At 70.7% G+C, this 21,777-nt stretch carries 20 protein-coding genes; 11 read left to right on the forward strand and 9 right to left on the reverse strand.

Annotated elements, in window-relative coordinates; all coding sequences use genetic code 11:
• Window positions 1-18: 18 nt before the first annotated feature.
• Complete coding sequence (locus tag ACQPY0_RS26215) at window positions 19-1,044, reverse strand: endo alpha-1,4 polygalactosaminidase (RefSeq protein ID WP_432993703.1); 1,026 nt, start codon at window positions 1,042-1,044, stop codon at window positions 19-21.
• 190 nt (window positions 1,045-1,234) lie between these two features.
• Between ACQPY0_RS26215 and ACQPY0_RS26220 the strand changes: the two genes are divergently transcribed.
• The gene (locus ACQPY0_RS26220) at window positions 1,235-4,729 is read left to right on the forward strand and encodes an indolepyruvate ferredoxin oxidoreductase family protein (protein ID WP_432993705.1); all 3,495 of its coding nucleotides are present in this window, start codon (window positions 1,235-1,237) and stop codon (window positions 4,727-4,729) included.
• A gap of 146 nt (window positions 4,730-4,875) precedes the next feature.
• Here ACQPY0_RS26220 and ACQPY0_RS26225 read toward each other — a convergent pair whose 3' ends face one another.
• Both ACQPY0_RS26225 and ACQPY0_RS26230 read right to left on the reverse strand, forming a co-directional pair.
• The gene (locus ACQPY0_RS26225) at window positions 4,876-5,907 is read right to left on the reverse strand and encodes a sensor histidine kinase (RefSeq protein ID WP_432993707.1); all 1,032 of its coding nucleotides are present in this window, start codon (window positions 5,905-5,907) and stop codon (window positions 4,876-4,878) included.
• The gene (locus ACQPY0_RS26230) at window positions 5,904-6,569 is read right to left on the reverse strand and encodes a response regulator transcription factor (protein ID WP_432993709.1); all 666 of its coding nucleotides are present in this window, start codon (window positions 6,567-6,569) and stop codon (window positions 5,904-5,906) included. The genes ACQPY0_RS26225 and ACQPY0_RS26230 overlap by 4 nt, the downstream gene beginning before the upstream one ends.
• An 86-nt stretch (window positions 6,570-6,655) precedes the next feature.
• Here ACQPY0_RS26230 and ACQPY0_RS26235 point away from each other — a divergent pair, with 86 nt between their 5' ends.
• The gene (locus tag ACQPY0_RS26235) at window positions 6,656-8,032 is read left to right on the forward strand and encodes an ABC transporter permease (RefSeq protein WP_432993711.1); all 1,377 of its coding nucleotides are present in this window, start codon (window positions 6,656-6,658) and stop codon (window positions 8,030-8,032) included.
• Window positions 8,029-8,685, forward strand: a complete 657-nt coding sequence (locus tag ACQPY0_RS26240; protein WP_432993713.1) for an ABC transporter ATP-binding protein — start codon at window positions 8,029-8,031, stop codon at window positions 8,683-8,685. The genes ACQPY0_RS26235 and ACQPY0_RS26240 overlap by 4 nt, the downstream gene beginning before the upstream one ends.
• Before the next feature lie 89 nt (window positions 8,686-8,774).
• Here the strand turns inward: ACQPY0_RS26240 and ACQPY0_RS26245 are convergent, their stop codons facing one another.
• Entirely contained in the window at window positions 8,775-9,338 is a 564-nt protein-coding gene (locus tag ACQPY0_RS26245) for a TetR/AcrR family transcriptional regulator (protein ID WP_432993715.1), read from the reverse strand.
• Window positions 9,339-9,439: 101 nt separating this feature from the next.
• Between ACQPY0_RS26245 and ACQPY0_RS26250 the strand changes: the two genes are divergently transcribed.
• The 6 genes from ACQPY0_RS26250 to ACQPY0_RS26275 all read left to right on the forward strand — a co-directional run bounded on the left by ACQPY0_RS26250 (window position 9,440) and on the right by ACQPY0_RS26275 (window position 15,794).
• Window positions 9,440-10,363, forward strand: coding sequence for an NmrA/HSCARG family protein (locus ACQPY0_RS26250; protein WP_432993717.1), 924 nt, complete (start codon window positions 9,440-9,442; stop codon window positions 10,361-10,363).
• Window positions 10,364-10,424: 61 nt separating this feature from the next.
• On the forward strand, window positions 10,425-10,793 hold the full coding sequence (locus ACQPY0_RS26255) for a DUF4259 domain-containing protein (RefSeq protein WP_432993719.1): 369 nt from the start codon (window positions 10,425-10,427) through the stop codon (window positions 10,791-10,793).
• A 291-nt stretch (window positions 10,794-11,084) separates the two neighbouring features.
• Window positions 11,085-12,209, forward strand: coding sequence for a hypothetical protein (locus ACQPY0_RS26260; protein ID WP_432993721.1), 1,125 nt, complete (start codon window positions 11,085-11,087; stop codon window positions 12,207-12,209).
• 225 nt (window positions 12,210-12,434) lie between these two features.
• Window positions 12,435-13,238 (forward strand): SAM-dependent methyltransferase, encoded by an 804-nt coding sequence (locus ACQPY0_RS26265; RefSeq protein WP_432993723.1) that lies wholly within the window; start codon window positions 12,435-12,437, stop codon window positions 13,236-13,238.
• A 258-nt stretch (window positions 13,239-13,496) separates the two neighbouring features.
• A complete protein-coding gene (locus ACQPY0_RS26270) occupies window positions 13,497-15,254 on the forward strand; it encodes an EAL domain-containing protein (protein ID WP_432993725.1) in 1,758 nt (585 codons plus the stop codon).
• A 303-nt stretch (window positions 15,255-15,557) separates the two neighbouring features.
• The gene (locus ACQPY0_RS26275; protein WP_432993727.1) at window positions 15,558-15,794 is read left to right on the forward strand and encodes a hypothetical protein; all 237 of its coding nucleotides are present in this window, start codon (window positions 15,558-15,560) and stop codon (window positions 15,792-15,794) included.
• Between the two features lie 68 nt (window positions 15,795-15,862).
• On the opposite strand, the gene ACQPY0_RS26280 is transcribed toward ACQPY0_RS26275, so the two are convergent.
• The 3 genes from ACQPY0_RS26280 to ACQPY0_RS26290 all read right to left on the reverse strand — a co-directional run bounded on the left by ACQPY0_RS26280 (window position 15,863) and on the right by ACQPY0_RS26290 (window position 17,722).
• Complete coding sequence (locus tag ACQPY0_RS26280; RefSeq protein WP_432993729.1) at window positions 15,863-16,879, reverse strand: LLM class flavin-dependent oxidoreductase; 1,017 nt, start codon at window positions 16,877-16,879, stop codon at window positions 15,863-15,865.
• Entirely contained in the window at window positions 16,876-17,400 is a 525-nt protein-coding gene (locus tag ACQPY0_RS26285; RefSeq protein WP_432993731.1) for a nitroreductase family protein, read from the reverse strand. Before ACQPY0_RS26285 ends, ACQPY0_RS26280 begins: the two co-directional genes overlap by 4 nt.
• 61 nt (window positions 17,401-17,461) lie before the next feature.
• Window positions 17,462-17,722: a multicopper oxidase domain-containing protein gene (locus ACQPY0_RS26290; protein WP_432993733.1), complete on the reverse strand. Its 261-nt coding sequence runs from the start codon at window positions 17,720-17,722 to the stop codon at window positions 17,462-17,464.
• On the opposite strand from ACQPY0_RS26290, the gene ACQPY0_RS26295 reads away from it, so the two are divergent.
• Window positions 17,705-18,010 carry a hypothetical protein gene (locus ACQPY0_RS26295; RefSeq protein WP_432993735.1) on the forward strand — a complete coding sequence of 102 codons (306 nt, stop codon included), beginning with the start codon at window positions 17,705-17,707 and terminating at the stop codon, window positions 18,008-18,010. The genes ACQPY0_RS26290 and ACQPY0_RS26295 overlap by 18 nt on opposite strands.
• Here the strand turns inward: ACQPY0_RS26295 and ACQPY0_RS26300 are convergent.
• A complete protein-coding gene (locus ACQPY0_RS26300) occupies window positions 17,988-18,557 on the reverse strand; it encodes a TetR/AcrR family transcriptional regulator (protein ID WP_432993737.1) in 570 nt (189 codons plus the stop codon). The genes ACQPY0_RS26295 and ACQPY0_RS26300 overlap by 23 nt on opposite strands.
• A gap of 103 nt (window positions 18,558-18,660) precedes the next feature.
• On the opposite strand from ACQPY0_RS26300, the gene ACQPY0_RS26305 reads away from it, so the two are divergent.
• On the forward strand, window positions 18,661-20,745 hold the full coding sequence (locus ACQPY0_RS26305; RefSeq protein ID WP_432993739.1) for an MMPL family transporter: 2,085 nt from the start codon (window positions 18,661-18,663) through the stop codon (window positions 20,743-20,745).
• On the opposite strand, the gene ACQPY0_RS26310 is transcribed toward ACQPY0_RS26305, so the two are convergent.
• Window positions 20,711-21,736 carry a DMT family transporter gene (locus ACQPY0_RS26310; RefSeq protein ID WP_432993741.1) on the reverse strand — a complete coding sequence of 342 codons (1,026 nt, stop codon included), beginning with the start codon at window positions 21,734-21,736 and terminating at the stop codon, window positions 20,711-20,713. The genes ACQPY0_RS26305 and ACQPY0_RS26310 overlap by 35 nt on opposite strands.
• Between the last annotated feature and the right edge of the window lie 41 nt (window positions 21,737-21,777).

A 21,777-nucleotide genomic window follows, 5' to 3' on the forward strand; every position in this document is an offset into this window, starting at 1 on the left:
CGCGCGGCACTCCTGCGATCAGCAGCTTTTGTAGACGTACGACCGGGAACCGGGCTTGCTCACGTCAACGTCGCGCAGGACCACCGAGAGGCGGCTGCCATACTTCGCGCACGTGCCGGCGAAGCTGTCGGCGTCGTACTCGATCACGATGACGTTGGTGCCGTAGGCATCGACGTAAGCCTGACATTCCGAGACGCCCGGCGCCATATCGTACTCGCCACACTCCTCGGCCACGACGAAGTCGAACCCGGCCTGCGTCTTGCCCGCCCGGGCGAGGTCAGACCCGTTCTTCTGGGCGATCGCCAGGCCCTTGCCGTGCGCGTGCGCGGCGAGGAGCTTGGCGTACGCGATCGCGTGGTCGGCGCTCAGCAGCCCCTGCGACCGGGCGAAGCTGTCGAAGTTGTCGACCTCGACGCCCTTGAAGCCCTTCGCGGCGCAGTCCGTGATCCAACCGCCCACGACGTCGGCCAGGGCGGTGCGCTTGGCCGGCGTGGAGATGTCAAGGACGATCTCGTTCCACTCTCGGTCGAGCACCTCCGCGCCGCCCTTGCGCAGGAGCAGGTCGGGGTGGTTGGTGCGCCACCACCCGGCGGCCTCGGTCTGGGCCTGGTAGCCGTTGACGTAGCAAACGTTGTACGCGCCGGAGGCGACCGTGTCCTCGTGGTCACGGGACACGACGGTGACGCCGGCGGGCAGCGGGTACCCGCCGCCGATCTGGTAGTCGAACCCGGCATTCGGCGGCGGGGCGTTCCCGGACGCCGGGCTCGTCGTGGACGCCGGGGTCTGGCTCGCGGCCGTCGAAGGGCTGGGCGCCGCGGCGCTCGGGCGGGATGACGCGGGGGAGGAGCCGGGACCGCTCGTGGCGGGGCTCGCCTGAGCCGTACGCGACGGCCTCGACCAGCCCGGCCAGTGCCCGGAACCGTGTCGCTCACCGGCTGTGGCCGCGCCGATCCCCAACGTGGTGGCGGCCAGCACCGCGCATGCGGCGAGGGCCATAAGGAGCCGGCGGGGGCGGCGTACGGCTCGCAGAATCTTGTCGCTCACATCTGTTCAATGCGGTGACCGCCCCGGTCTGCTGCCGACCGACGTGAAAAAGTCTTGGGTTCGCGGTGCGTGAACGCCTCGACCCGGACGTCCTCGCCACGCACGTCGTCAACTCCGACGCGCTGAGGGAAGCGCTTCAGCTCCGTGCGAGTCTGGTGACGTTCACAGGACCGAGAACTGGGCAGGGCGAATGACAGCGGAACTCACCGACAGGTACACGGCACAGGCCGGTGACGTGCAGATGACCGGGGTCCAGGCGCTGGTCCGGCTGCCGATGAACGTCCGGCGCGCCGATCGTATCCATGGACGGGACACCGCCGTGTTCATCTCCGGGTACGAGGGATCGCCGCTGGGCGGATACGACCTGGAGCTTCAGCGGCAAGGGCAGCTCCTCGACGACCTGGATGTGGTGTTTCGTCCGGGTGTGAACGAGGAGCTCGCCGCGACCTCGGTGCAGGGCACCCAGCTCGTGGCCGGCCTGGCCGACGCCAGGGTGAGCGGGGTCACCGGATTCTGGTACGGCAAGTCCCCGGGCCTGGACCGTGCCACCGACGCCTTGCGGCACGCGAACCTGATGGGAACGCACCCGCGTGGCGGCGCGCTGGTGCTCGTCGGTGACGACCCCTCGGCGAAGTCGTCGACCGTGCCGGGTGCGTCGGAGGCCCTGCTCGCCGATCTGGGGATGCCCGTGCTGTTCCCGGCCGACCCGCAGGACGTTCTCGACCTCGGGACGCACGCCGTGGCGATGTCGCGCTTCTGCGGACTCTGGGTCGCCCTGAAGATCGTCACGAACGTCGCCGACGGGGTCGGCAAGGTCCGGGTCGACTGTGACCGCATCGAGCCCGTCCTGCCGCAGGTGACGTGGCGCGGGGAGCGGTTCGAACACCGGATCAACGCCAGGATGCTGCAACCCGGCCTGTCGGAGATGGAGCAGAGCCGCGACGGCATCCGGCTCACCGCCGCCCGAACCTACGCGCGGGCGAACAAGCTCAACCGGATCGAGGACTTCGGGCCGAGGCCCACGATCGGCATCGTGGCGGCCGGGAAGACCTACCTCGACATGCGCCAGGCGCTGGTCATGCTGGGCCTGGACGACGCCGCGCTGCGGGCCCGGGGGGTCCGGCTGCTCCGGCTGGGCATGATCCATCCGCTGGTCCCGGACGAGATCACCGAGTTCGCCGCCGGCCTGGACGAGATCATCGTGGTGGAGGAGAAGCGCCCGTTCGTCGAGTCGGCCGTGAAGCAGATCCTCTACGGGCGCGCTGACGCCCCCCGGGTCACGGGCAAGACGGCGCCCGACGGCGTCGCGGTCTTCGCCGCGGACGGCGAACTCGATGCCGACGGCGTCGCCGCCGGACTCGCCCGGCGCCTGGGTGCCCTGCCGGGCTTCGCCCCGATCGGTGCCGGGCCGGCCGGCCGTGGGGCGCGGCGCACGATCGTTGCGCTGCCGCTGGCCGCCCGGACGCCGTACTTCTGCTCGGGATGCCCGCACAACCGCTCGACCAAGGTTCCGGACGGCTCGCTGGTCGGCGCCGGCATCGGCTGCCACACCCTCGTGCTGATGATGGGCCCCGACAGCGTCGGCGACGTCATGGGGCTGACCCAGATGGGCGGCGAGGGCACGCAGTGGATCGGCATGTCCCCGTTCCTGCGGACGCGCAAGCACCTGCTGCAGAACATCGGCGACGGTACCTTCCACCACTCCGGCAGCCTGGCCGTGCGCGCGTCCGTGGCCGCCGGGACCGACGTGACCTACAAGCTGCTGTACAACTCGGCGGTGGCGATGACGGGCGGTCAGCAGGCGGTCGGCGCGATGTCGATCCCGGCGCTGACGAGGATGCTGACCGCCGAGGGCGTGCGCCGCATCATCGTCACCACGCAGGACCCCGGGCGGTACCGCGGTGTCCGGCTCGCGCCGGCGGTGGAGGTCTGGCATCGCGACCGGCTGGTGGAAGCCCAGGAGGTGCTGAGCCGCGTCCGGGGCGTCACGGTCCTCATCCACGATCAGGAATGCGCGACCGAGTTGCGGCGCAAGCGCAAGCGCGGGCTCGCCCCCGACCCGGCCGAGCGGGTCATGATCAACGAGCGGGTCTGTGAGGGGTGCGGCGACTGCGGGCAGCAGTCGAACTGCCTCTCCGTCCAGCCGGTCGACACGGAGTTCGGCCGCAAGACCCTGATCGACCAGTCGTCGTGCAACAAGGACTTCTCGTGCCTGGCCGGCGACTGCCCGTCCTTCCTGACGGTGGTCCCGGACCTGAAGTCGCGCGCCGGTCGTCGGCGGGCGCCGGCCCTGCCGGCGGACGCGATCAGCGAACCGGCATCGACGTTCGACCTCGCTGCCGCGACCCACACGACACGCATCACCGGCGTCGGTGGCAGCGGTGTGGTGACGCTCTCACAGATCCTCACCGCAGCGGCCCTGACCGCCGGCCGCGAGGTCCGGTCCCTCGACCAGACCGGTCTGGCCCAGAAGGGGGGTGCCGTCGTCTCCGACGTGCGGATCAGCGCCGCGCCGATCGAGCAGAGCAACAAGGCCGCCGCGGGTGAGTGTGACCTCTACCTGGGCTGCGATCTTCTCGTCGCCGCCGACGCCCGCAACCTTGCCGTCACCGACCCGGACCGTACCGTCGCCGTCGTGTCGACGACCAAGGTCCCGACCGGAAGGATGGTGGTCGACTCCGCCGCCCGCTTCCCGGATGTCGATGCCACCGCCGCGCGGATCAAGGACGCGACCCGTGCGGCACAGTCGGTCTTCGTGGATGCGCGCAAGCTGTCCGTGACGCTGTTCGGCACCGACCAGTTCGCGAACATGTTCCTGACGGGGGTGGCGTTGCAGACCGGTTGCCTGCCGCTGCCGGCGCACGCGATCGAGGAGGCGATCAGGCTCAACGGGGTGCAGGTGGAGCCGAATCTGCAGGCATTGCGGCGCGGGCGGCAGTACGTGGCCGACCCGGACGCCTTCGCCGCCACGGTTGCCGAGCTGACGAGCGAGGTGCCCGCCCGCGAGCTGACGGCCGCGGAGCGAGGACTGGTCGAGACCGTCGGCGCTCCGGCGGGTTCCGAACTCGAACGACTGGTCAGCGCGAGGATTCCCGACCTGGTCGGATATCAAAGTCTCGCCTATGCCCGCCGTTACGCCGAGTTTGTCACGCGGGTTCACGAGGCCGAGCGGCACGGCGCACTCGGCACGGACCTGTCGGAGGCGGTGGCACGATACCTGTACAAGCTCATGGCGTACAAGGACGAGTACGAGGTGGCGCGCCTCTCGCTCGACCCGCAGCTCGAGGCCGCGGTGCGCGCGGAGTTCGGCGGCGGCGCGAAGGTCTCCTACCGGCTCCATCCGCCCGTGCTGCGCGCGCTCGGCATGAAGCGCAAGGTGCGTCTCGGCCCTTGGTTCCGTCCGGTGTTCGCGGCCCTGCGCACGATGCGGGTCCTGCGGGGGACACCGCTGGACCTGTTCGGGCTCGCGGCGGTGCGGCGCACCGAACGCAAACTCGTCGAGGAGTACCGCGGCGTGATCGAAGGTCTGCTGCCCGGCCTGAGCGAGAAGTCCTACGCGCGATGCGTCGAGCTGGCGGCGCTGCCCGACATGGTCCGCGGTTACGAGGACATCAAGCTCGCCAACGTCGTGAGCTACCGGCGCCGGGTCGACGAGCTCACCGCCGGCCTGCCGCCGGCCGGGTGACCGCGACGCGGGCCGTGACCAGCACGCCGGCGAAACCGCCACCATCGAGGAACGGGACCGCTTCCTCGACGGTGGCGCACGTCCGGTCGCTCGGCCCGTCGTCGCCGGACACCGCATGCGGGTTCGGCCGGAAGCGGCGGCCGGCGTCAGACGGCCGGACCGTGACGGAAGCTGACGGTGATGGCGAGGCCGCCGGTCGGGTCGGCGGTTGCGGTGAGGGTGGCCTGGTGGGCGTCGGCGACGGCGCGGACAATGGCGAGCCCGAGTCCGTGGCCGCCTCGGATGCGGCCGGCCTCGCGGTAGAACGGCTCGAACAGCTGGTCCACGTTGGACACGACAGGGCCGGTGTTGGTGATCGTCAGTGTCTCATCGTGCAGGGTGACCTCGATCCGCCGGCGGGTGTCGTTGTGACGCACGGCGTTGTCGACGAGGTTGGCGACCAGGCGGCGCAGCAGGACGGGGTCTCCGTCCACTGAGGTCGGTTCGAGATGGACGGTCATGCCGGAGTGGGTCTCGTCGGCGACGATGGCGGTGAGGTCGACGACTTCGGGGGCGAGCGGCGCGTGGGTCGCGTTGGCCAGGGCGAGCAGCGCTTCGGTGGTGTCGATGCTGCGCTGGTTGGCGGCAAGCAACTCCTCGACGAGCGTGGAGACGTCATGAGCGGCCGGATTGGCCTGCGCGACCTGCAGCAGAGTGCGTGAGCTGGCGAGCGGGGTGCGCAGTTCGTGGGCGGCGTTGGCGGCGAAGCGCTGGTGGGCTTGGAACTCGGCCTCCAGCCGGGCCAGCATGCCGTCGAGGGTGTCGGCCAGCCGTTTGAGCTCGTCATCGGGTCCGGACAGGGCGATGCGTTCGTGCAGGGTGCCGGTCCTGGCCGCGTTCGCGGCCGCGGTGATCCGGCTCAGCGGACTGAGTACTTGACCCGCGATGATCCAGGCCGCGATCAGGCCGAATGCGGTGACGACGACGAATCCGCCGACACAGGCCCAGAGCAGCACGTCGAGGAAGTTGGACCGGGAGACGTCGACGGCCTGGAAACGTCCGACGTCCGGCGGGTCGGCGGGACGCACCTCGAAGGGCGGGACGATCCGCACCACCAGGTACACCATGGTGAGCAGCAGGGCCGAGGCCAGGGACAGAAACGCCCCGTAGATCAGGGTCAGCCGGGCTCGGACGGTCACTGGGGCGCCCGCAGGAAATAGCCGACCCCGATGCTGGTGTGCAGTACACCCGGCTGACCCAGTTTGCGGCGCAGGGTCGAGATGGTGATGCGGACGGCGTTGGTGAACGGGTCGGTATGCTCGTCCCACGCCTTCTCCAACAGCTGCTCGGCGCTCACGACGCCTCCGTCGGCCTGCACGAGCAGGAGCAGGACGGCGAACTCCTTGCGGGTCAGGTCGAGGTAGCGGCCGGCCCGGTAGGCGTGCCGGCGATGCGGATCGACGGTGATGTCAGCGTACTGAAGGATGGGCGGAAGCGCCGGGGCGAGCCGGCGCCCGAGCGCACGCAGCCGGGCGACCAGTTCGGGGAAGTCGAAGGGTTTCACCAGGTAGTCGTCGGCGCCGAGGGACAGGCCGGTCACCTTTTCGCTCAGTGTCCCGGAGGCGGTGAGCATGAGCACCCGGCACCGTGGATGCTCGGCGGCGATGCGCCGGCACACCTCGTCACCGTGGATGACCGGCAGGTCCCGGTCGAGCACGACCACGTCGTAGTCGTTGACCGCGAGCCGGTCGAGCGCCTCACGACCGTCGGCGGCGACGTCGGCGGCCATCGCCTCGTGGCGCAGTCCGGTCTGGATCGCCCGCGCCATCATCGGCTCGTCCTCCACGATCAACACCCGCACGCTGCCAGTTCAGCACAACTGCCCTATGGCGGGCATATGGAATCCGCCAGACGCCGGCCGTACGCCGGCTTCGTCACAGTGGGGTCATGAGCTTCGTCAAGAGGGCGGGCCTGAGCCTGGTCGCCCGCAAGGGCCGAACCTTGATCATGCTTGCGTTGTTCGCCGTGATCTGCACGTTGGTGCTCGGCGGCTTCCTTGTGCAGCGGGCCGCCGACGCCGCGGCCGACGGTGCCAAGCAGCGGGTCGGTACGGAAGCGACCCTGCAATGGGACATGGAGAAGGCATTCGCGCAGGGTGGCGCCGGGCCGGTGCTGCCGGACAACGCGCGGCTGAGCACCGTTACGGCCGACAAGCTGGGCCGGTCCGACCTGGTCAGCGGCTACAACTACACGCTGGAGGGCGGAACGGTACCGGTGGGTGCCAAAGCTGTAGCTGCCGCGCCGCCCCCGGCCGGGCTGCCGGAGCAGATGCGCGACGACGGGATGCTGCCGCTGCTCGGAGTGCTCGACTCCGAACAGTTGCGAGACTTCCGCGACGGTCACTTCACGATGCTCTCGGGCCGTGGGATCAGCGCCCGGGACCGGGACCGGGACGTGGTGATGGTCGAGGAGCGGTTCGCCGCCGCCAACACCCTGAACGTCGGCGGCAGGATCACCTTGACCTCCGCCGACGGCAAGAACCCGCGGGAGTTCGAGGTCGCCGGCGTCTACCGCAACCCTGCGCAGTCGCCCAAGTCGTGGGTCTCGCCACAGATGGAGCCGGGCAACAAACTCATCGTTCCGCTCGATGCGATCGGCCGCCTCAGCCCGGACGAGAGGCTCGACGGGGGCATGCGGATCAACGAGGCGAAGTACCTGCTGAAGGATCCGTCCACCTTGGACGACTTTCGCAAGCGGGCGCGGGCCGCCGGGCTCGACATGAACGTCTTCGCGCTCGATGTCAACGACAAGCAGTACCGGCAGCTGGTGGGTCCGATCCAGAACGTCGCCTCGTTCGCCACCGCCACGGTGTGGATGGTCGGACTGGCCGGAGCCGCCGTGCTCAGCCTGCTCATCGCGCTCTGGACCCGGGAGCGCCGCCGCGAGCTCGGTATCCTGCTCGCCATCGGAGCGCGGCGCTGGCAGTTGATCGCTCAGCAGATCGTCGAGGTCACCGCCGTCGCCGTGCTGGCGCTCGGCTTCGCCGCCGCGGCGGCCCAGGCGATCTCGCCCACGGTGGCGAACTCGCTGGTGGGCAGAGAGGCCGACGCGGTGCCCAGTTCGGCCCCTCCCGCGCCCGGCCGCACCGGCCCGGAACAGACACCGGCCCTCGCCCCCATCGACCACCTGGACATCCAGCTCCAGTCCGGTGACCTCATGAGGATCAGCCTCGTCGGGCTCGGCATCGCACTGGCCGCCGTAGCCGTCCCGAGCAGCCGGATCGTCCGCATGCAACCCCGCGCCATCCTCACGAAGGGCGAATGATGGTCCTCGAAATCGACTCCGTCAGCCACGCCTACCTGGGCCGGCGCAAACCGAAGTGGGTCCTGAAGAAGGCGAGCCACACCTTCGAAGCCGGAACGTTCACCAGCATCCTCGGCCCGTCCGGCAGCGGGAAGACGACGCTGCTCAGCCTCGCCAGCGGCCTGGACACACCCACCGAAGGAGCCATCCGCTATCGCGGCCAGGACCTGCGCGACATGGGCCTGTCCCGCTATCGGCGACGGCACGCCGCGACGATCTTCCAGTCGTACAACCTGCTGACCTACCTGACGGGAATCCAGAACGTCCGGGCGGCGATGGAGATCACCGGAATCCGCGGCGGCCGTACGCGAGCCCTGGAGTGGCTGGAGCGGGTGGGCATACCCGCCGACGAAGCACGTCGCAACGTGCTGCAACTCAGCGGCGGCCAACAGCAACGTGTCGCCATCGCCCGCGCGCTGGCATGTGACGTCGACATCCTGCTGGCCGACGAGCCGACCGGCAACCTCGATACCGGCACCGCCGGGCAGATCATCGAAATCTTCCGGGAACTGGCCCACCAGCGCGGCACTTGCGTGATCGTCGTTACCCACTCCCACCACCTCGCCAAGCAGTCCGACCAGATCCTGACCCTCGCGAAAGGGCGGATCGCTTGAACGACCGGGCCCGGCCTGGCGACGAACGACGCTCAAGGTCCGGCAAAGCACCGCACCGCCGGCAACCTGACACCGCGTGCGCGAGGTCGTCAGGCCGGGCTGATGCCGGCGATCGTCAGGCGCAGCAGGCGGTCCGCCGCCGCGGCGGCGTCCGGGTGGTGCCCGGTGGCCAGCGCGATGCCGGTGATCAGGTTGAGCAGGTCGGTGATGGTCACGCCCGGGGTCAGGACGCCGTCGGCCGCGGCTCGGCGTACCAGGGGGTCGCCGGCCTCGGTCAGCCGCGCGGTGGCGCAGTGCTCGTGGGCCTCGCCGGGGTCGGCGATGGGGTCGCGGTTGAGGGCCTCGGCCAGGCCGCGGGCGGTGGCGGCGAATGACAGCAGGGCGCCCAGCCATTCCAGGAGCGCGGAGCGGCTGTCCGGCCGGTCGGCCAGTTCCCGCGCCTGGTCGGTGAGCGCCTCGACCTGCTTGCGGAAGACCGCCTCGAGCAGGGCGTGGCGAGTCGGGAAATGCCGGCGTACGGTGCCCGACCCGACCCGTGCCGTGCGGGCGATCTGCTCCAGCGACGCGTCGGCGCCCTGCTCGGCGATCGCCTGCTCGGCCACGGACAGCAGAAGCGCGTAGTTGCGGCGGGCGTCCGCGCGCTGGCCGGTCATGGGGTCTCCACACGCTTGATAAGTGGCGGGGTCCGCCGTATCTTAGCGCAGGGGAAACGGCGGGGGTCGCCGTTTCTGTCCCGTCTTCCCGGAGGGCCTTGATGTCTGCTGATTCCGCTCCCGTTCTCGTTGTCGGCGCCACCGGGCAGCAGGGCGGCGCGTCCACCCGTGCGCTGCTGGCGGCCGGGATTCCCGTACGGGCACTGGTCCGCGACCCGGAGAGTGACCGGGCGTCGTCCGTCGCCGCCCTGGGTGCGGACCTCGTGCGAGGCGACCTGCGAGACCCCGGCTCCCTGGCCGAGGCAGTGCGTGGCGTGCGGGCTGTCTTCTCGGTCCAGATGCCAGAGGTGAAGGACGGCGCGTTCGACTTCGACGGCGAACTGCGCCAGGCGGTCAACCTCGTCGAAGCCGCGCGCGCCGCGGGGGTGCCGCAGTTCGTGCACACGTCGGTGTCGGGCTCTGACCGGCTCCCTGCCGCGCCCGGCTACGCCTCCGGTCGCTGGGCGCCCATGGAGCCGTACTACGCCGCCAAGTCCGGCATCGAGAACCGTGTGCGGGAAGCGGGTTTTCCGCTCTGGACGCTGGTCAAGCCGGCCTTCTTCATGGAGAACTTCCTGCTCTCCGCGGCGTATCTGCTGCCCCGCGGCGCCGAGGGCGGCATCGCGACCGTGTTGCGGCCGTCGACGCGGCTGTCCCTGGTCGCGGTCGACGACATCGGCGCGACGGTAGCCTCGGCCGTGGCCCAGCCGCAGCGGTTCCACGAGGTCGAACTGGAGCTGGCCAGCGACTACCTGTCGATGACCGAGATCGCCGAGGTCCTGTCCCGCGCCCTCGGTGTCCCGCTCACCGCGCCCGACATGACCGAGGAGGAGGCGCTCGCCGCGGGCATGCCGGCGTACGCGGGCCTGTCGATGGAGCTGATGAACGTGGCCGGACAGCCGGCGCGCCCGGAGTTCGCCCGCGCGCTCGGCGTCCGGCTCACCTCGTTCGAGGAGTGGGCGCGGGAGCGCATGGCTACGGCCTGAGCGCCGCCGGTATGTAATCGCACCTGTTGATCATGAAGGTCGGCCGCCGTAGTGTGTGGTCATGGGTACCTGGGGGAGTGGCAACTTCGGCAGCGACACGGCTGCGGACCACCTGTCGATCTTGACCGAGCGGCTGGTGCGTGAGGTCGAGGACGCCATGGCCGGCGATCCGGTCGAGCTGGAGCCGGACGAGTACTGGGGCGTCGCCGTCCCCTGCAATCTTGAGATCCTGTACCTGCTGGCCGGCCAGTCCTGGGTCGGCGTCGTGCTGCCCGAGGTCGAGACGGTCGAGGCCTGGAAGGCGACCTTCCTGGCCGTGTGGGACGCGAGCATCGACGGGCTCGAGCCGACCCCGCAGCACAAGGCGCAGCGGCGAGCGGTCCTGGAGCGCACGTTCGACCAGCTCGCCGCGGCGATCCGGGCCAGGTAGCCACCAGCGCGTCTCGGCTGGAGCGCCGAAGCGGCTACAAAACGTACATTAGAAATATCTCGCATATTCTCTGACCTATCCACCTATTTCGCATCCACGCTCAAGATTGTGTGTTTCCGGCGATGGAATCCGGGAAGCACACGGCATCGCGACCCACAAGTCTCAGCCGCTCCATGTCGAGCGGAGGCGGGCGCATTCCTGGTTGACCCCGGCGGCCGGAGAACCGTGCCATCGCGGGCTCCGGCCGTCCGAGTCGCATGATCCACGAGCGTAGGAAGGCAAACACAAGTCGTGAGGTTCCTAGCAAAGGCCGGCATCTGCGCGGCAGCGACCGCGCTGGCGGTTGGCGCATTCGCCCCGGGCGCGGGTGCCAGCCCGGCGGGCGAACGGCAGTTCGGGGCGCCGTTCATCAATCAGTTCAACAAGGTCGACGTCGTCGCGTCGACGGTGCCGGACAACGGAGACGTCAACCCGTACGGCGTCGCGGTGGTCCCGCGCAGCAAGGACAAGCTGCACAAGGGCGACGTTCTCGTCAGCAACTTCAACAACGCCGACAACCAGCAGGGCAAGGGCACCACGATCGTGCAGATCAGCCCCCGGGGCGACGTCAGCCTGTTCGCCCAGATCGACGCCGCCAAGCTGCCGGGCGCGTGCCCGGGCGGCGTCGGGCTGACCACGGCGCTCGTGGCCCTGCGCACCGGCTGGGTGATCGTGGGCAGCCTGCCCACGGCGGACGGTACCTCCGCGACGGCCCAGCCGGGCTGCCTGATCGTCCTCGACAGCACGGGCACGGTCCGTGAGACGTTCTCCGGGGACGGCATCAACGGCCCGTGGGACATGACCGCTGACGACAGGGGGCAGTCGGTCAACCTGTTCGTCACGAACGTCCTCAACGGGATCGTCGGCGGCCAGCCTCCCACCACCAACCAGGGAACCGTGCTGCGCCTCGAGCTGAAGATCGAGGGCAGCAAGCCGCCGGTCCTGCGCAAGACCACCACCATCGCCTCGGGCTTCACGGAGCAGACCGACCCGGATGCGTTGATCATCGGCCCGACCGGGGTCGGCCTGGGCAAGGACGGCACGCTGTACGTCGCCGACACCGTCGCCAGCCGCATCGCCGCCATTCCGTTCGCGGGCGTGCGCAACAGGAGCGCGGGCACCGGCCGTACCGTCACCGCGGGCGATCACCTCAACGGCCCGCTCGGCCTGGCGATCGCCCCCAACGGCAACGTGCTCACCGTCAACGGCGGCGACGGGAACATCGTCGAGACCAACCCGATCCGGGGCAAGCAGGTCGCGTTCCGCACCCTCGACGACCTCGGCGCGGGCGCCCTGTTCGGCCTCGCCGTCGCCCCGGACAACCGCGGCGTCTACTTCGTCGACGACACCAACAACGAGCTGAGAATCCTTCACTGAAAGCGGCCGAAGCCCGGGTGAGGCGATCTCACCCGGGCTTCGCTCGCGCGGAGCCGTGGTCGATGCACGTGAGCTCCGCGCAGGCTCGCCCCGCCGATCAGCCCGGCGTCGCCGAGATCGTGGCAGACAGCGGCGCCGCCGCCACGCGGGGGTACTGTCCAGGTGGTGCTCGCCCGAGCTGCAGCGACATCTGGGCGGGCCTGTTTGGCGAAGGAGTGCGGGGCGTTGGCGGAATGGTTCTCCGACGGGGTGGACATCACGATTCCGAATGCCGCACGGGCGTACGACTATGCGCTCGGCGGCTTTCACAATTTCGAGGTCGATCGAAAGTTCGTGGAGGAGGCGGCGCGCGCGTGGCCTGAAGTCATCGAACTGGCGTACACCAACCGGGAGTATCTCGGTCGTGTGGTGCGGTGGCTGGTGGATGCGGGTGTGCGGCAGTTCCTCGATCTCGGGTCGGGGATTCCGACGCTCGGCAACGTGCACGAGGTCGCCCACGAGTTGGCGCCCACGTCGAGGATCGCGTATGTCGACATCGATCCGATCGCGGTGGCCCACGGCCGGCGGATCCTCAACGACGACCCGCGTGTGGTGACCGTGCGCGCCGATCTGCGGGATCCCGAGAACATCGTCAGTCATCCCGACATCCTCGGCGTCCTGGACTTCGCGGAGCCGGTTGCCGTCCTGATGATCGCGGTGCTGCATTTCGTCGAGGAGGACCCAGAACCTCCGCGGATCATTCGCGAGCTCTCCGATGCGCTGGTTTCCGGGAGCTTCCTGGCGATCTCCCACGGTGTGCCGGCCGTCGGCGCCGCTGCCGGTCAGGCCGCGGTCAGCCGCATGTATCGGCGTACCCCAACGGCGTTCCGGGCCCGGCCGGCGGAACAAATCGCGACGTGGCTTCAAGGCTGGGACCTGGTGCCACCCGGAATCGTGCCCATCAATTCCTGGCGTCCGGAGCCCGAGGACCGCCGCGGCCGGCCGGTGGCCGCCGTCGGTGTGGTGGCCCGCAAGCAAGCCGGCATCTGATCCGAGTACGGCACGTGAAGCATGTTCATGCGAGGCTCCCCGGCGGGCCGCATTGACCGAAAGGCTGACCGCCGTGGCTTTTCGGCGTCCCCCGCAAGGATGACCCTCCGCTGTTCGGATAACGGCATACTGAGTTCGCAATAGTTGCGTTGGCTGCCGCAGCCGGCAGCGGCGCCGGGAGTGTTCGGGTCGGCGGTCGGAACAACCGGGAGCGGCGTGTCGTACGTTGTGCGCCGGCCAGCATGGACGGGGCACAACATGCCAGCAGATCCACCCGGAACGGCCGGCGAGCCGGATCGGCCGTCGCGACGAGACCCCGGGGCTGTCGCCGCGTTCGCGCGTGTCTGGGATGACGCCCTGCCACGTACCCGGCTCGTGGCGGGCGGCCGGGAGCGGCGCCGTCGCATCCTGCACGAGTTCACCGACCGGCTGGCCGACGCGCTGACGGGGACGACTGAGCGCCCGGACGTCGGACAGTGGCTCGGGCGGCAGCTCGTGCACCATGCGATGACCGACCCGCAGATGCTGACCGCAAGCATGGGCGTCCTGCGATCACAGCTGCTGCAGGATCTCCGGATCGAGGGACCCGGCCCGGCCGCGCTGCTGCCGATCCTGCTCGAGGACATGGTGGCGGGCTTCGTCGCCGCGCTCACCGAGCGCGTGCGTGACGCGGCGGAGGCCAACGCCCGCGACGAACGAGCAGCATGGCGTGAGCATCAGCAACAACTGCAGGACCAGGCCCGGTACAGCCTGCACCACGATCCTGTGACGGGTCTGCCGAACCGCGTACTGCTGTCGAACTACCTGGACCGGGTGCTGGCCGGCAAGCCCGCCTCACGTATCGCGGTGTGCCGGATCGTTCTGGACCATCCGAGCCCCGGCGGCCAGGCGCCGGCCATCGGCGATCACGAGGTACGGAACGCGGCGACGCGGTTGCGGGCAATCGCGACCGAACACGACTACTTCGTCGCGCACGTCGGCGACGAACAGTTCGTGCTCGTCAACGAGAACACGACCGGTGCCGACGACGGCATCAAGGCGGCCGAGATCGCGCTGCGGGCCCTTGCGCAACCCGTGGCAGGCCATCGCTGTTCCTCGTTCAGAGCGTTCGTCGGCGTGGTGGAACAGGCTGTGCACGGCGCTACGACCGCGGCGTTGCTGCGCGCCGCCAAGACGGCACTGCACTGGGCGCGAACCGACCGGTACACCAGTTCCTGGGCGCTGTTCGATGCCTCCCGCAGCGACAGCGTCGCACGCCGCCGGCAACTGGCCGACGAACTGCGTGCCGCTCTCGCGACGAGCGTGGATGTGCTCTACCAGCCGATCCTGCGCGTGCACGATTCGACGATCGTCGGGGTGAGCGCAAGCCCGGCCTGGCGCAGCCCCGACGGCACGACGATCGAGGGCCGGGCGGTGCTCGACCTGGCGGACGAGGCCGGCATGCGCCCGGCGGTCGAGACGGTCATGCTGCAGACGGCCTGCACACAGGCGGCCCGCTGGTACGACAGCCCCGCCCCGCGCTTCGTCGCCGTCGACCTGAGCTCCGCGCAGTTGCGCAAGCCCGGATTCGTCCCTTCGGTCGCGGCACTGCTCGACACCTCGGCCCTGCCCCCGGGCGGGCTGCACCTCGCCATCGACGACGAAGTCCTGCGGTGCCCGACCGGGGACGTCTCGGCCGCCCTCGATCAACTGCACCGCCTCGGCGTCGTCCTGGCCGCCAACCTCGTCGGCGCCGGACAGGCCATGCTGATCGACACACCCGTCCAGACGGTCAATCTCGACCCGGAGCTCACCCGGCACCTGACCCGGGACGCCGAACGCTACCGTTCCGCGACGACACGCACGGCCTGGATCATCGACATGCTGCACGACCTCGAATACACCGTCGCCGCCTCTGCCGTGACCACGCTCGCGCAATACGAGGCCCTGCACGACCTGGGCTGCGACCGGGCTCGAGGCGGCTTCCTCGCCCGCCCCGTACCCGCGGCCGGCTTGGCCAGCCTTCTCGGTCGATAGGGACGGCACAGCACCGGCACCGAACGGACCGGACGACCCGCCACACAGCACCGTCCCGGTGGCCGTTCGGGCGGACGGGCCGTGCGGGTGACCACGGACGCCCCGCGAAAGGCCAGCCGGACCGGCGGCGATGCCACATCCGCCAGTTGCCCAGCTCGGACCGATCGCCTCTGGGGAAGCAGGGAGGCCGCGACTACCGTCGTGAACGGTGATGCTCATGTACGTCGAACCGCTCCGAGCGGTCGTCAGCGGCTGCCCGGCCGTGCTCGAACTGGACTGCGACAGCGCTCCTGCGAGCACTCCGTGAACGCCGATCCGCCCCAGACCGTTGTCCTGCACCTCACCGAGGCCGACTACCGCTACGGCACCGGCCCGCTGACCCTGCGCGTGCACGGCATCAACCGCGACCCGGCCCTCATCGACAAGGGTGAGCCCTGGTATCACCTGCGCGGGGTCCAGCTCCGCGCGGACGGCAGCATCGGTCCCGCCCGCGACGTCTGGGTCCGGGCCCGCGCCGTCCCGCCGTCCCTGCAGCCGTAACAAGATCTCCCGGTAGCCGCCGTGGTCAGGTCGCCGATCTCGCCGACGCCGCCGAGCGGTGCCGCGTGCTACTCGTGCCGCTGCTGCGCGGGCGACCAGCCGAGCGCCGGCGCCACCGAGTGGACCACGTCGTGCAGGATCTGCTCGTACTCCGCCCGGTCGAATTCGTACGGCAGCTCGAGGCGAAGCTCGTCGACCGCCTGTACTGCGGCGTCCGCGCGCAGCCGGTCCACGATCTCGTCGCTGGTGCCGATGACGTCCGGGGCGAACAGCGTGCGACGCTCGCCGTGCGGCCCGCGGGTGCGTTCGCGGCGCGACTCGGCGTACCGCAGGTACCGCTGCCGGGTATTGCTGTCGGCGCTGTCCAGCGGGACGATCACCCGGCCGACCGCGATCCGCGCCGGGCTGCCGATGATCGCGCGGTACTCGTCGATGTGCGCCAGCTGCGCCGTCACGAAGTCGTCGGTGTGCTCGCCGGATACGATGTTGCCGGCGAGCAGGTTCAGGCCGGCTGACGCCGCCCAGCGGACCGATCGGAGGCTGCCGCCGCCATACCAGAGCCGGTCCACGAGGCCCTTGCTGTGCGGCTGCAGGCGGGGGCGCTGAACGTTGCCGGGGGAGTGGATGACGGTGCCGGGGCCGCCGATGAACTCGCCGCGCAGGTTGTCCCGCAGGCGGGCGATCCGGTTGTAGGACAGGTCGAACGAGCGCCAGTCCCCGTCGAAGACGAGGTCGCCGATGAGGTCGGCGTGGGGCGGGGTGCCGGCGCTGAAACCGACCTGGAGCCGCCCTCGTGACAGGACGTCGGCCATCGACAGGTCCTCGGCGAGGCGGAACGGGCTCTCGTAGCCGATCGGGATGACCGCGGTGCCGAGCTGCAGGCGGGTCGTGCGCTGGCCGGCCGCGGCGAGGAACACGGCCGCGGACCCGACGCCGTGCTCGAGGTGACGTTGCCGGATCCAGGCTCCGTCGAAGCCCAGCTTCTCGCCGTACTCGAACAGCTGCAGCGTCGCTTCCAGACCCGTGTGCGGGTCGTCGTCGGGAAAGTTGCCCGGCGTCAGGAACGCCAGGGCCCGGACGGTCATGACGAGCGCCAATGGCCGCGGTGCACGACCTCCTCGAACGGCCGGCGGTCGGGCTTCGCGGTCGGGCGCAGCGGCCGGTCGGCGGGGTAGCCGACGCCGATCAGGTAGGAGACCGTGTGGCCCGGCGGCACGCCGAGGATCGCGCGGGCGTTGTCCTGCTCGCCGACGGACGAGTGGCCGGTGCCGATGCCGAGGTCGGCCGCGGCGAGCAGGATCGCGAACGTTGCCTGGCCGAGGTCGAACTGGTCGACCAGCCGCGTGTGCTCGTCGTCGGAGTCGGGAACCACGAGGGCGATGGCGGCCGCCGCGCCGGCGATGTGCTGAGCGCCACGCCACACTGTCGACAGCTTTCGCAGCTGATCGCGGTCGGTGACCACGACGAAGTCACGGTGCTGGCGGTTGGACGCCGACGGGGCGCGCCACCCGGCCTCGACGATGCGGTCGAGGTCTCGTTCCGCGATCGGATCCGGACGGTACTGCCGGACGTTGCGCCGCGCCGACAGCGCGTCCCAGGTCTCCATACCCTGGACCTTATCATAGTTAACCGATCGTCTTACTCGGATATTGGGATAGGCGGGCCCGTCACTCGGGATGGTTGTGCCCGCCGCCACCGATGCGGTATGGGGTGGCGACGCCGGTGTACGCGAGGTGGGCGAGGAGTCCCTCCGCCGCGTGTGACAGGTTGTGGCAGTGGTCGACCCACACGCCGGGGTTGTCGGCGACGAACGCGATCTCGTACGCCTCGCCGTCGGCGACCTCCAGTGAGTCTGTCCACCATGGACTGCCGGTCGCCGCGACGCCGTTGCCGCTGAGCACCACCGCGTGATGGCCGTGCAGGTGCATCGGGTGCGCCTCGCCGCGACGGCGGACGCCGGCACCTACTGGTACGGCCAGAGCCGCCGCTGCGTCTCATGTTCAGGCCGTGGTCGCCGCGGCGAGGGGTTGCTGGGCCGCCGGCTCGACGGCACGCCGCACCCGGCGTGCGGCGACGAGCGAGGCGGCCAGCAGGGCGACGGCGTTGAGGCCGTGCACTGCGCCGACCTCCGCGACCGTGCCCAGGCGGTCGTCCTCGCCTACGAGACCGGCCTGGTCACCCCCGGCTCCGCGTTCAGCGGGCCAGCCCGCGCATGAGAGCGTCGACGACGTCGTCGACGTAGTCGGTGCCGGGCGGCCGGCGGATCAGCAGCGCGCGGAACCACAGCGGTCCGAACAGCAGGTCGGCGGCGAGATTGGCGTCGATGTCGCGGATCGCTCCGGCGTCGCGCGCTCGTTCGACACGGTCGATCGTCTGCCGGCGGATCGGTTCGTACACGCGTCGCTGGAATTCGCTCGCCAGTGCCTCGTCGTGCTGGAGCGCCCCGACGAGGTCGGCCAGCATCGGCCCGTATCGGGAATGGGAGAGCAGTTCGGCGGTGCGGCGCAGGGACTGGCAGAGGTCGGCGAGATGGTCGCCGGTCCGCGGTACTTCGATGGTGGGCCCGAGCGCGTTCAGGAAGGCATCGAGCACGACGGTGCCCTTCGAGGGCCACCACCGATAGATCGTCTGCTTGCCGACGCCCGCCCGCGCCGCGACGCCTTCGATGGTCAGGCCGGCGTAGCCCTTGTCCTGGCAGATCTCGAGGGCGGCTTGCAGGATCGCCTGTCTGGCCTGCTCGTTGCGACGGTGTACCGCGGTCATGGCGTCCAGTCTACCTAAGACGAGACGGATCGTCTTGACCGACGGGCGTCCATGCGAGACGATACGTGTCGTTCCGAGTAGTCGCGCCGGCGGGGAGGCCGTCATGTTGCATAAGTTGTCCCGGTTCGCCGTACGGCGACCCGTGTCCGTGCTCGCCCTGTGGGTCGCGGTGACCATCGCCGGCTTCGGGTTCGGGCTGGGAGTGTTCGATCGCCTGGTCGGCGACACCGAGACGGTTCCCGGCAGCGAGTCGTACCGCGCGGCTCAGTTGGTGGACGCGGCCGGCGGCCAACCGGAGTCGATCGCGGCCGTCATTACCGGGCGACCGGCCGACGATCCGGCGTTGCGCGGCCAGGTGGACCAGGCGGTCGCCGAACTGCGGTCGATGCCGGGTGTGACCGCGGTCGCCGGTCCGGAGCCGGCGACCGCGACGGGCCAGGCGCTGCTGGTGCGGATCGCGATCGCGCCGGACGGCGGGACGCCGGCGACGGACGCCTCCGAGGTCGCGGAGGCGGCCGCCACGCGGCTGCACCGCATCCCCGCCGGGCTGCCTGGTGTGCGCGTCGCGGTCGGCGGCGGACCGCTGCAGGGCCACGAGACCACCGCGCAGGCCCAGCGCGACGTGATCAAGGCCGAGCTGCTGACCACCCCGCTCGTGCTCATCCTCCTGCTGCTGGTCTTCGGCGGGATCGTCGCGGCCGGGCTGCCGCTCGTCGTCGCGGCCGCCGGGGTCGGCGCCACGTTCGGCGTGCTGTACCTGTGCAGCGCCGTCACGGACGTCTCGCTGTACGCGATCCAGACGACCACGACCCTCGCGGTGGGGCTGGCGGTCGACTATGCGCTGCTGATGGTGGGCCGGTTCCGGGAGGAGCGGCGCACCGCACCGGACGTTGCGAGCGCGGTCGTCGCGACCGTCGCGACCGCCGGGCGCACGGTTGTGTGCTCCGGTCTCACCGTGGCGGTCGCGCTCGCCGGGCTCGTCGTCTTCCCGAACCCGTTCCTGCGTTCCATGGGGCTGGCCGGCGCTACCGTCGTGGCGATCGACGCGCTCGCGGCCGTGACGCTGCTGCCCGCGCTGCTGACCCTCGCCGGCCGGCGGATCGCCGCTGCGCGGCCCCGGCCCGATCGCGGCGTGTTCGCGGCCATCGCCCGGTTCGTGCAGCGCCGGCCCGCCGTCGTCCTCATCGCGACGACCGGCCTGCTGGTCCTGCTCGCCGCGCCGGCGCTCGGCATGACCATCTCGCAGGGCGACCCGCGGATGATGCCGTCCGGCTCCCAGACCCGCCAGCTGTGGGAGCAGCTCGAAACGCACTTCCCTGACCACGCGCGTACCGGCGGCGCCGAGATCGTGGCCTCCGCCGCGGCCGACGACCCGCAGCTGCTACGGCTCCGCGACACGGTCACCGCGCTGCCCGGTGTCGTCGCCGTCGACGTCCGGCCCGTGTCGCCGGTAGTGACCGTGCTCGACGTCGACGGCACCGGCGAGGACCTCGTGCCGGCCCTGCGAGCGGTGGACGCGCCGTTCGAGTTCGCCGTCGGTGGCGGCCCGGCCCAGCTCTCCGACTACCGCACCATGATCGCCGACCGGTTGCCCTGGGCCGTCGCGTTCGTCGTCGCCGCCACCCTCCTGCTGCTGTTCGCGTTCACCGGCTCCGTACTCCTGCCGATCAAGGCCGTCCTCACCAACGCGCTGAGCCTCGGCGCGGCCCTCGGCGTGGTCGTCTGGGTCTTCCAGGACGGCCACCTCGCCGGGCTGCTGCGCGACCAGGGGCTCGGCTACGTCCACCTGACCGTGCCCGTCCTCGCCGGGGCCATCGCGTTCGGCCTCGCCATGGACTACGAGGTCTTCCTGCTCGGCCGCATCCGGGAACACTGGCTGGCCGGCGCGGGACCGCACGAGTCCGTCGCCCAGGGCCTGCAGCGCACCGGCGGCGTCGTCACCGCCGCGGCGCTCGTCCTCGGTGTCGTCTTCGCCGGCTTCCTCGTCGGCGGGTTCACCCCCATCAAGGCGGTCGGAGTCGGCCTGCTCGCCGCCGTGGCGCTGGACGCCACGCTGGTCCGCATGTTGCTGGTGCCGGCCACCATGACCCTGCTCGGCCGGCGCAACTGGTGGCTGCCCCGCCCGCTGCAGCGGCTCCATCTTCACGTCCCGATCACCGAAACTCCTCGGATCGCGCCCGAACGATAGTTCCCCGTGCAGCGGCGGACCGCCGCCCGAGCCGGTCATGGCCCACGCGACCACGCGCGTCGCGTGGGCCATGACCGTCGCCGATGGGCACATCTCCCGGCGTCTGTGCCGCGACCTCCTCGGAGTCCCTACTTCCCGTCTGCAGAACCGCGACGGAGGCCAGCACGAGGACGCCGCCGGCGAGTTGGGCGGCGGTCAGCGACTCGCCGAGCGTGAGGGTGGCCAGTCCCGCCGTGACCACCGGCTCGAACGTCGAGAGGATGGCAGCGCTCGACGGTCCGCTCCGGCGCAGGCCCGCGAAGAAGGCGAGCGCTGCCAGCACGGTGGAGACGACCGCGATGCAGGCCAGCCACCACCATCCCGCGGCCCGGAAGCCGAGGTCGACATCCCCGGTGACCAGGGCCCGCGCCCCGAAGGTGCCGGCCGCACCGGTCATCACCAGCGTGGTGATGACCGGGGGTGGCAACTCGCGCACGACGGTGTCGGCGATGAGGATGTACGTCGTGTAGGTGACCGCGGAGCCGAAGGCCAGCAATGCGCCGAGCGGGTGGAAGCTGCCGCCGCCGGCGCCGAGCAGGACGAGCAGCGTGCCGCCGGACGCGGCCACCAGCGCCGCCGAGCGCCGAGGCGTCAGCCGATCCCGGCCGAGCAGCACCGCGCCGACGGTGACGAGCACGGGGTAGGTGTAGAGGATGAGGGACAGCGGTGACGCGTCCATCACCTGGAGCGCGGCGAAGTACAGACCCGCCTGTGTGGCGTACCCGACGGCGCCGAGGCCGAGCGCGATGACCACCGCACGGCGGCTCGGTGCCGTCCCGGTCCGTCGCAGCCCGGGGCGCAGCGCCAGCAGTACCGCCAGAATCGCCGCCGCCAGGGCGAACCGGACCAGCAGCGCCGTCGCGGGCGTGACGCCCGTCTCGTAGGCGAACTTCCCGAAGATGGCCATCGCGCCGAAGCACGCCGCCGAGAGCAGACACAGTGCGGGTCCCATGCCGTCGAGGATCGGCGACTCGACTCATCAGGTCCAGTGAC

It is taken from the genome of Dactylosporangium sp. CA-233914 (genome assembly GCF_050942935.1).
Lineage (GTDB): Bacteria > Actinomycetota > Actinomycetes > Mycobacteriales > Micromonosporaceae > Dactylosporangium.

Bases quoted from the DNA above. Each gene is read 5' to 3' on its own strand.
- ACQPY0_RS26220 (WP_432993705.1), top strand. From the start codon at position 1,235: ATGACAGCGGAACTCACCGACAGGTACACGGCACAGGCCGGTGACGTG.
- ACQPY0_RS26235 (WP_432993711.1), top strand. From the start codon at position 6,656: ATGAGCTTCGTCAAGAGGGCGGGCCTGAGCCTGGTCGCCCGCAAGGGC.
- ACQPY0_RS26240 (WP_432993713.1), top strand. From the start codon at position 8,029: ATGATGGTCCTCGAAATCGACTCCGTCAGCCACGCCTACCTGGGCCGG.
- ACQPY0_RS26245 (WP_432993715.1), bottom strand. From the start codon at position 9,338: ATGACCGGCCAGCGCGCGGACGCCCGCCGCAACTACGCGCTTCTGCTG.
- ACQPY0_RS26250 (WP_432993717.1), top strand. From the start codon at position 9,440: ATGTCTGCTGATTCCGCTCCCGTTCTCGTTGTCGGCGCCACCGGGCAG.
- ACQPY0_RS26255 (WP_432993719.1), top strand. From the start codon at position 10,425: ATGGGTACCTGGGGGAGTGGCAACTTCGGCAGCGACACGGCTGCGGAC.
- ACQPY0_RS26270 (WP_432993725.1), top strand. From the start codon at position 13,497: ATGCCAGCAGATCCACCCGGAACGGCCGGCGAGCCGGATCGGCCGTCG.
- ACQPY0_RS26280 (WP_432993729.1), bottom strand. From the start codon at position 16,879: ATGACCGTCCGGGCCCTGGCGTTCCTGACGCCGGGCAACTTTCCCGAC.
- ACQPY0_RS26285 (WP_432993731.1), bottom strand. From the start codon at position 17,400: ATGGAGACCTGGGACGCGCTGTCGGCGCGGCGCAACGTCCGGCAGTAC.
- ACQPY0_RS26295 (WP_432993735.1), top strand. From the start codon at position 17,705: ATGGCCGTGCAGGTGCATCGGGTGCGCCTCGCCGCGACGGCGGACGCC.
- ACQPY0_RS26290 (WP_432993733.1), bottom strand. From the start codon at position 17,722: ATGCACCTGCACGGCCATCACGCGGTGGTGCTCAGCGGCAACGGCGTC.
- ACQPY0_RS26300 (WP_432993737.1), bottom strand. From the start codon at position 18,557: ATGACCGCGGTACACCGTCGCAACGAGCAGGCCAGACAGGCGATCCTG.
- ACQPY0_RS26305 (WP_432993739.1), top strand. From the start codon at position 18,661: ATGTTGCATAAGTTGTCCCGGTTCGCCGTACGGCGACCCGTGTCCGTG.
- ACQPY0_RS26310 (WP_432993741.1), bottom strand. From the start codon at position 21,736: ATGGGACCCGCACTGTGTCTGCTCTCGGCGGCGTGCTTCGGCGCGATG.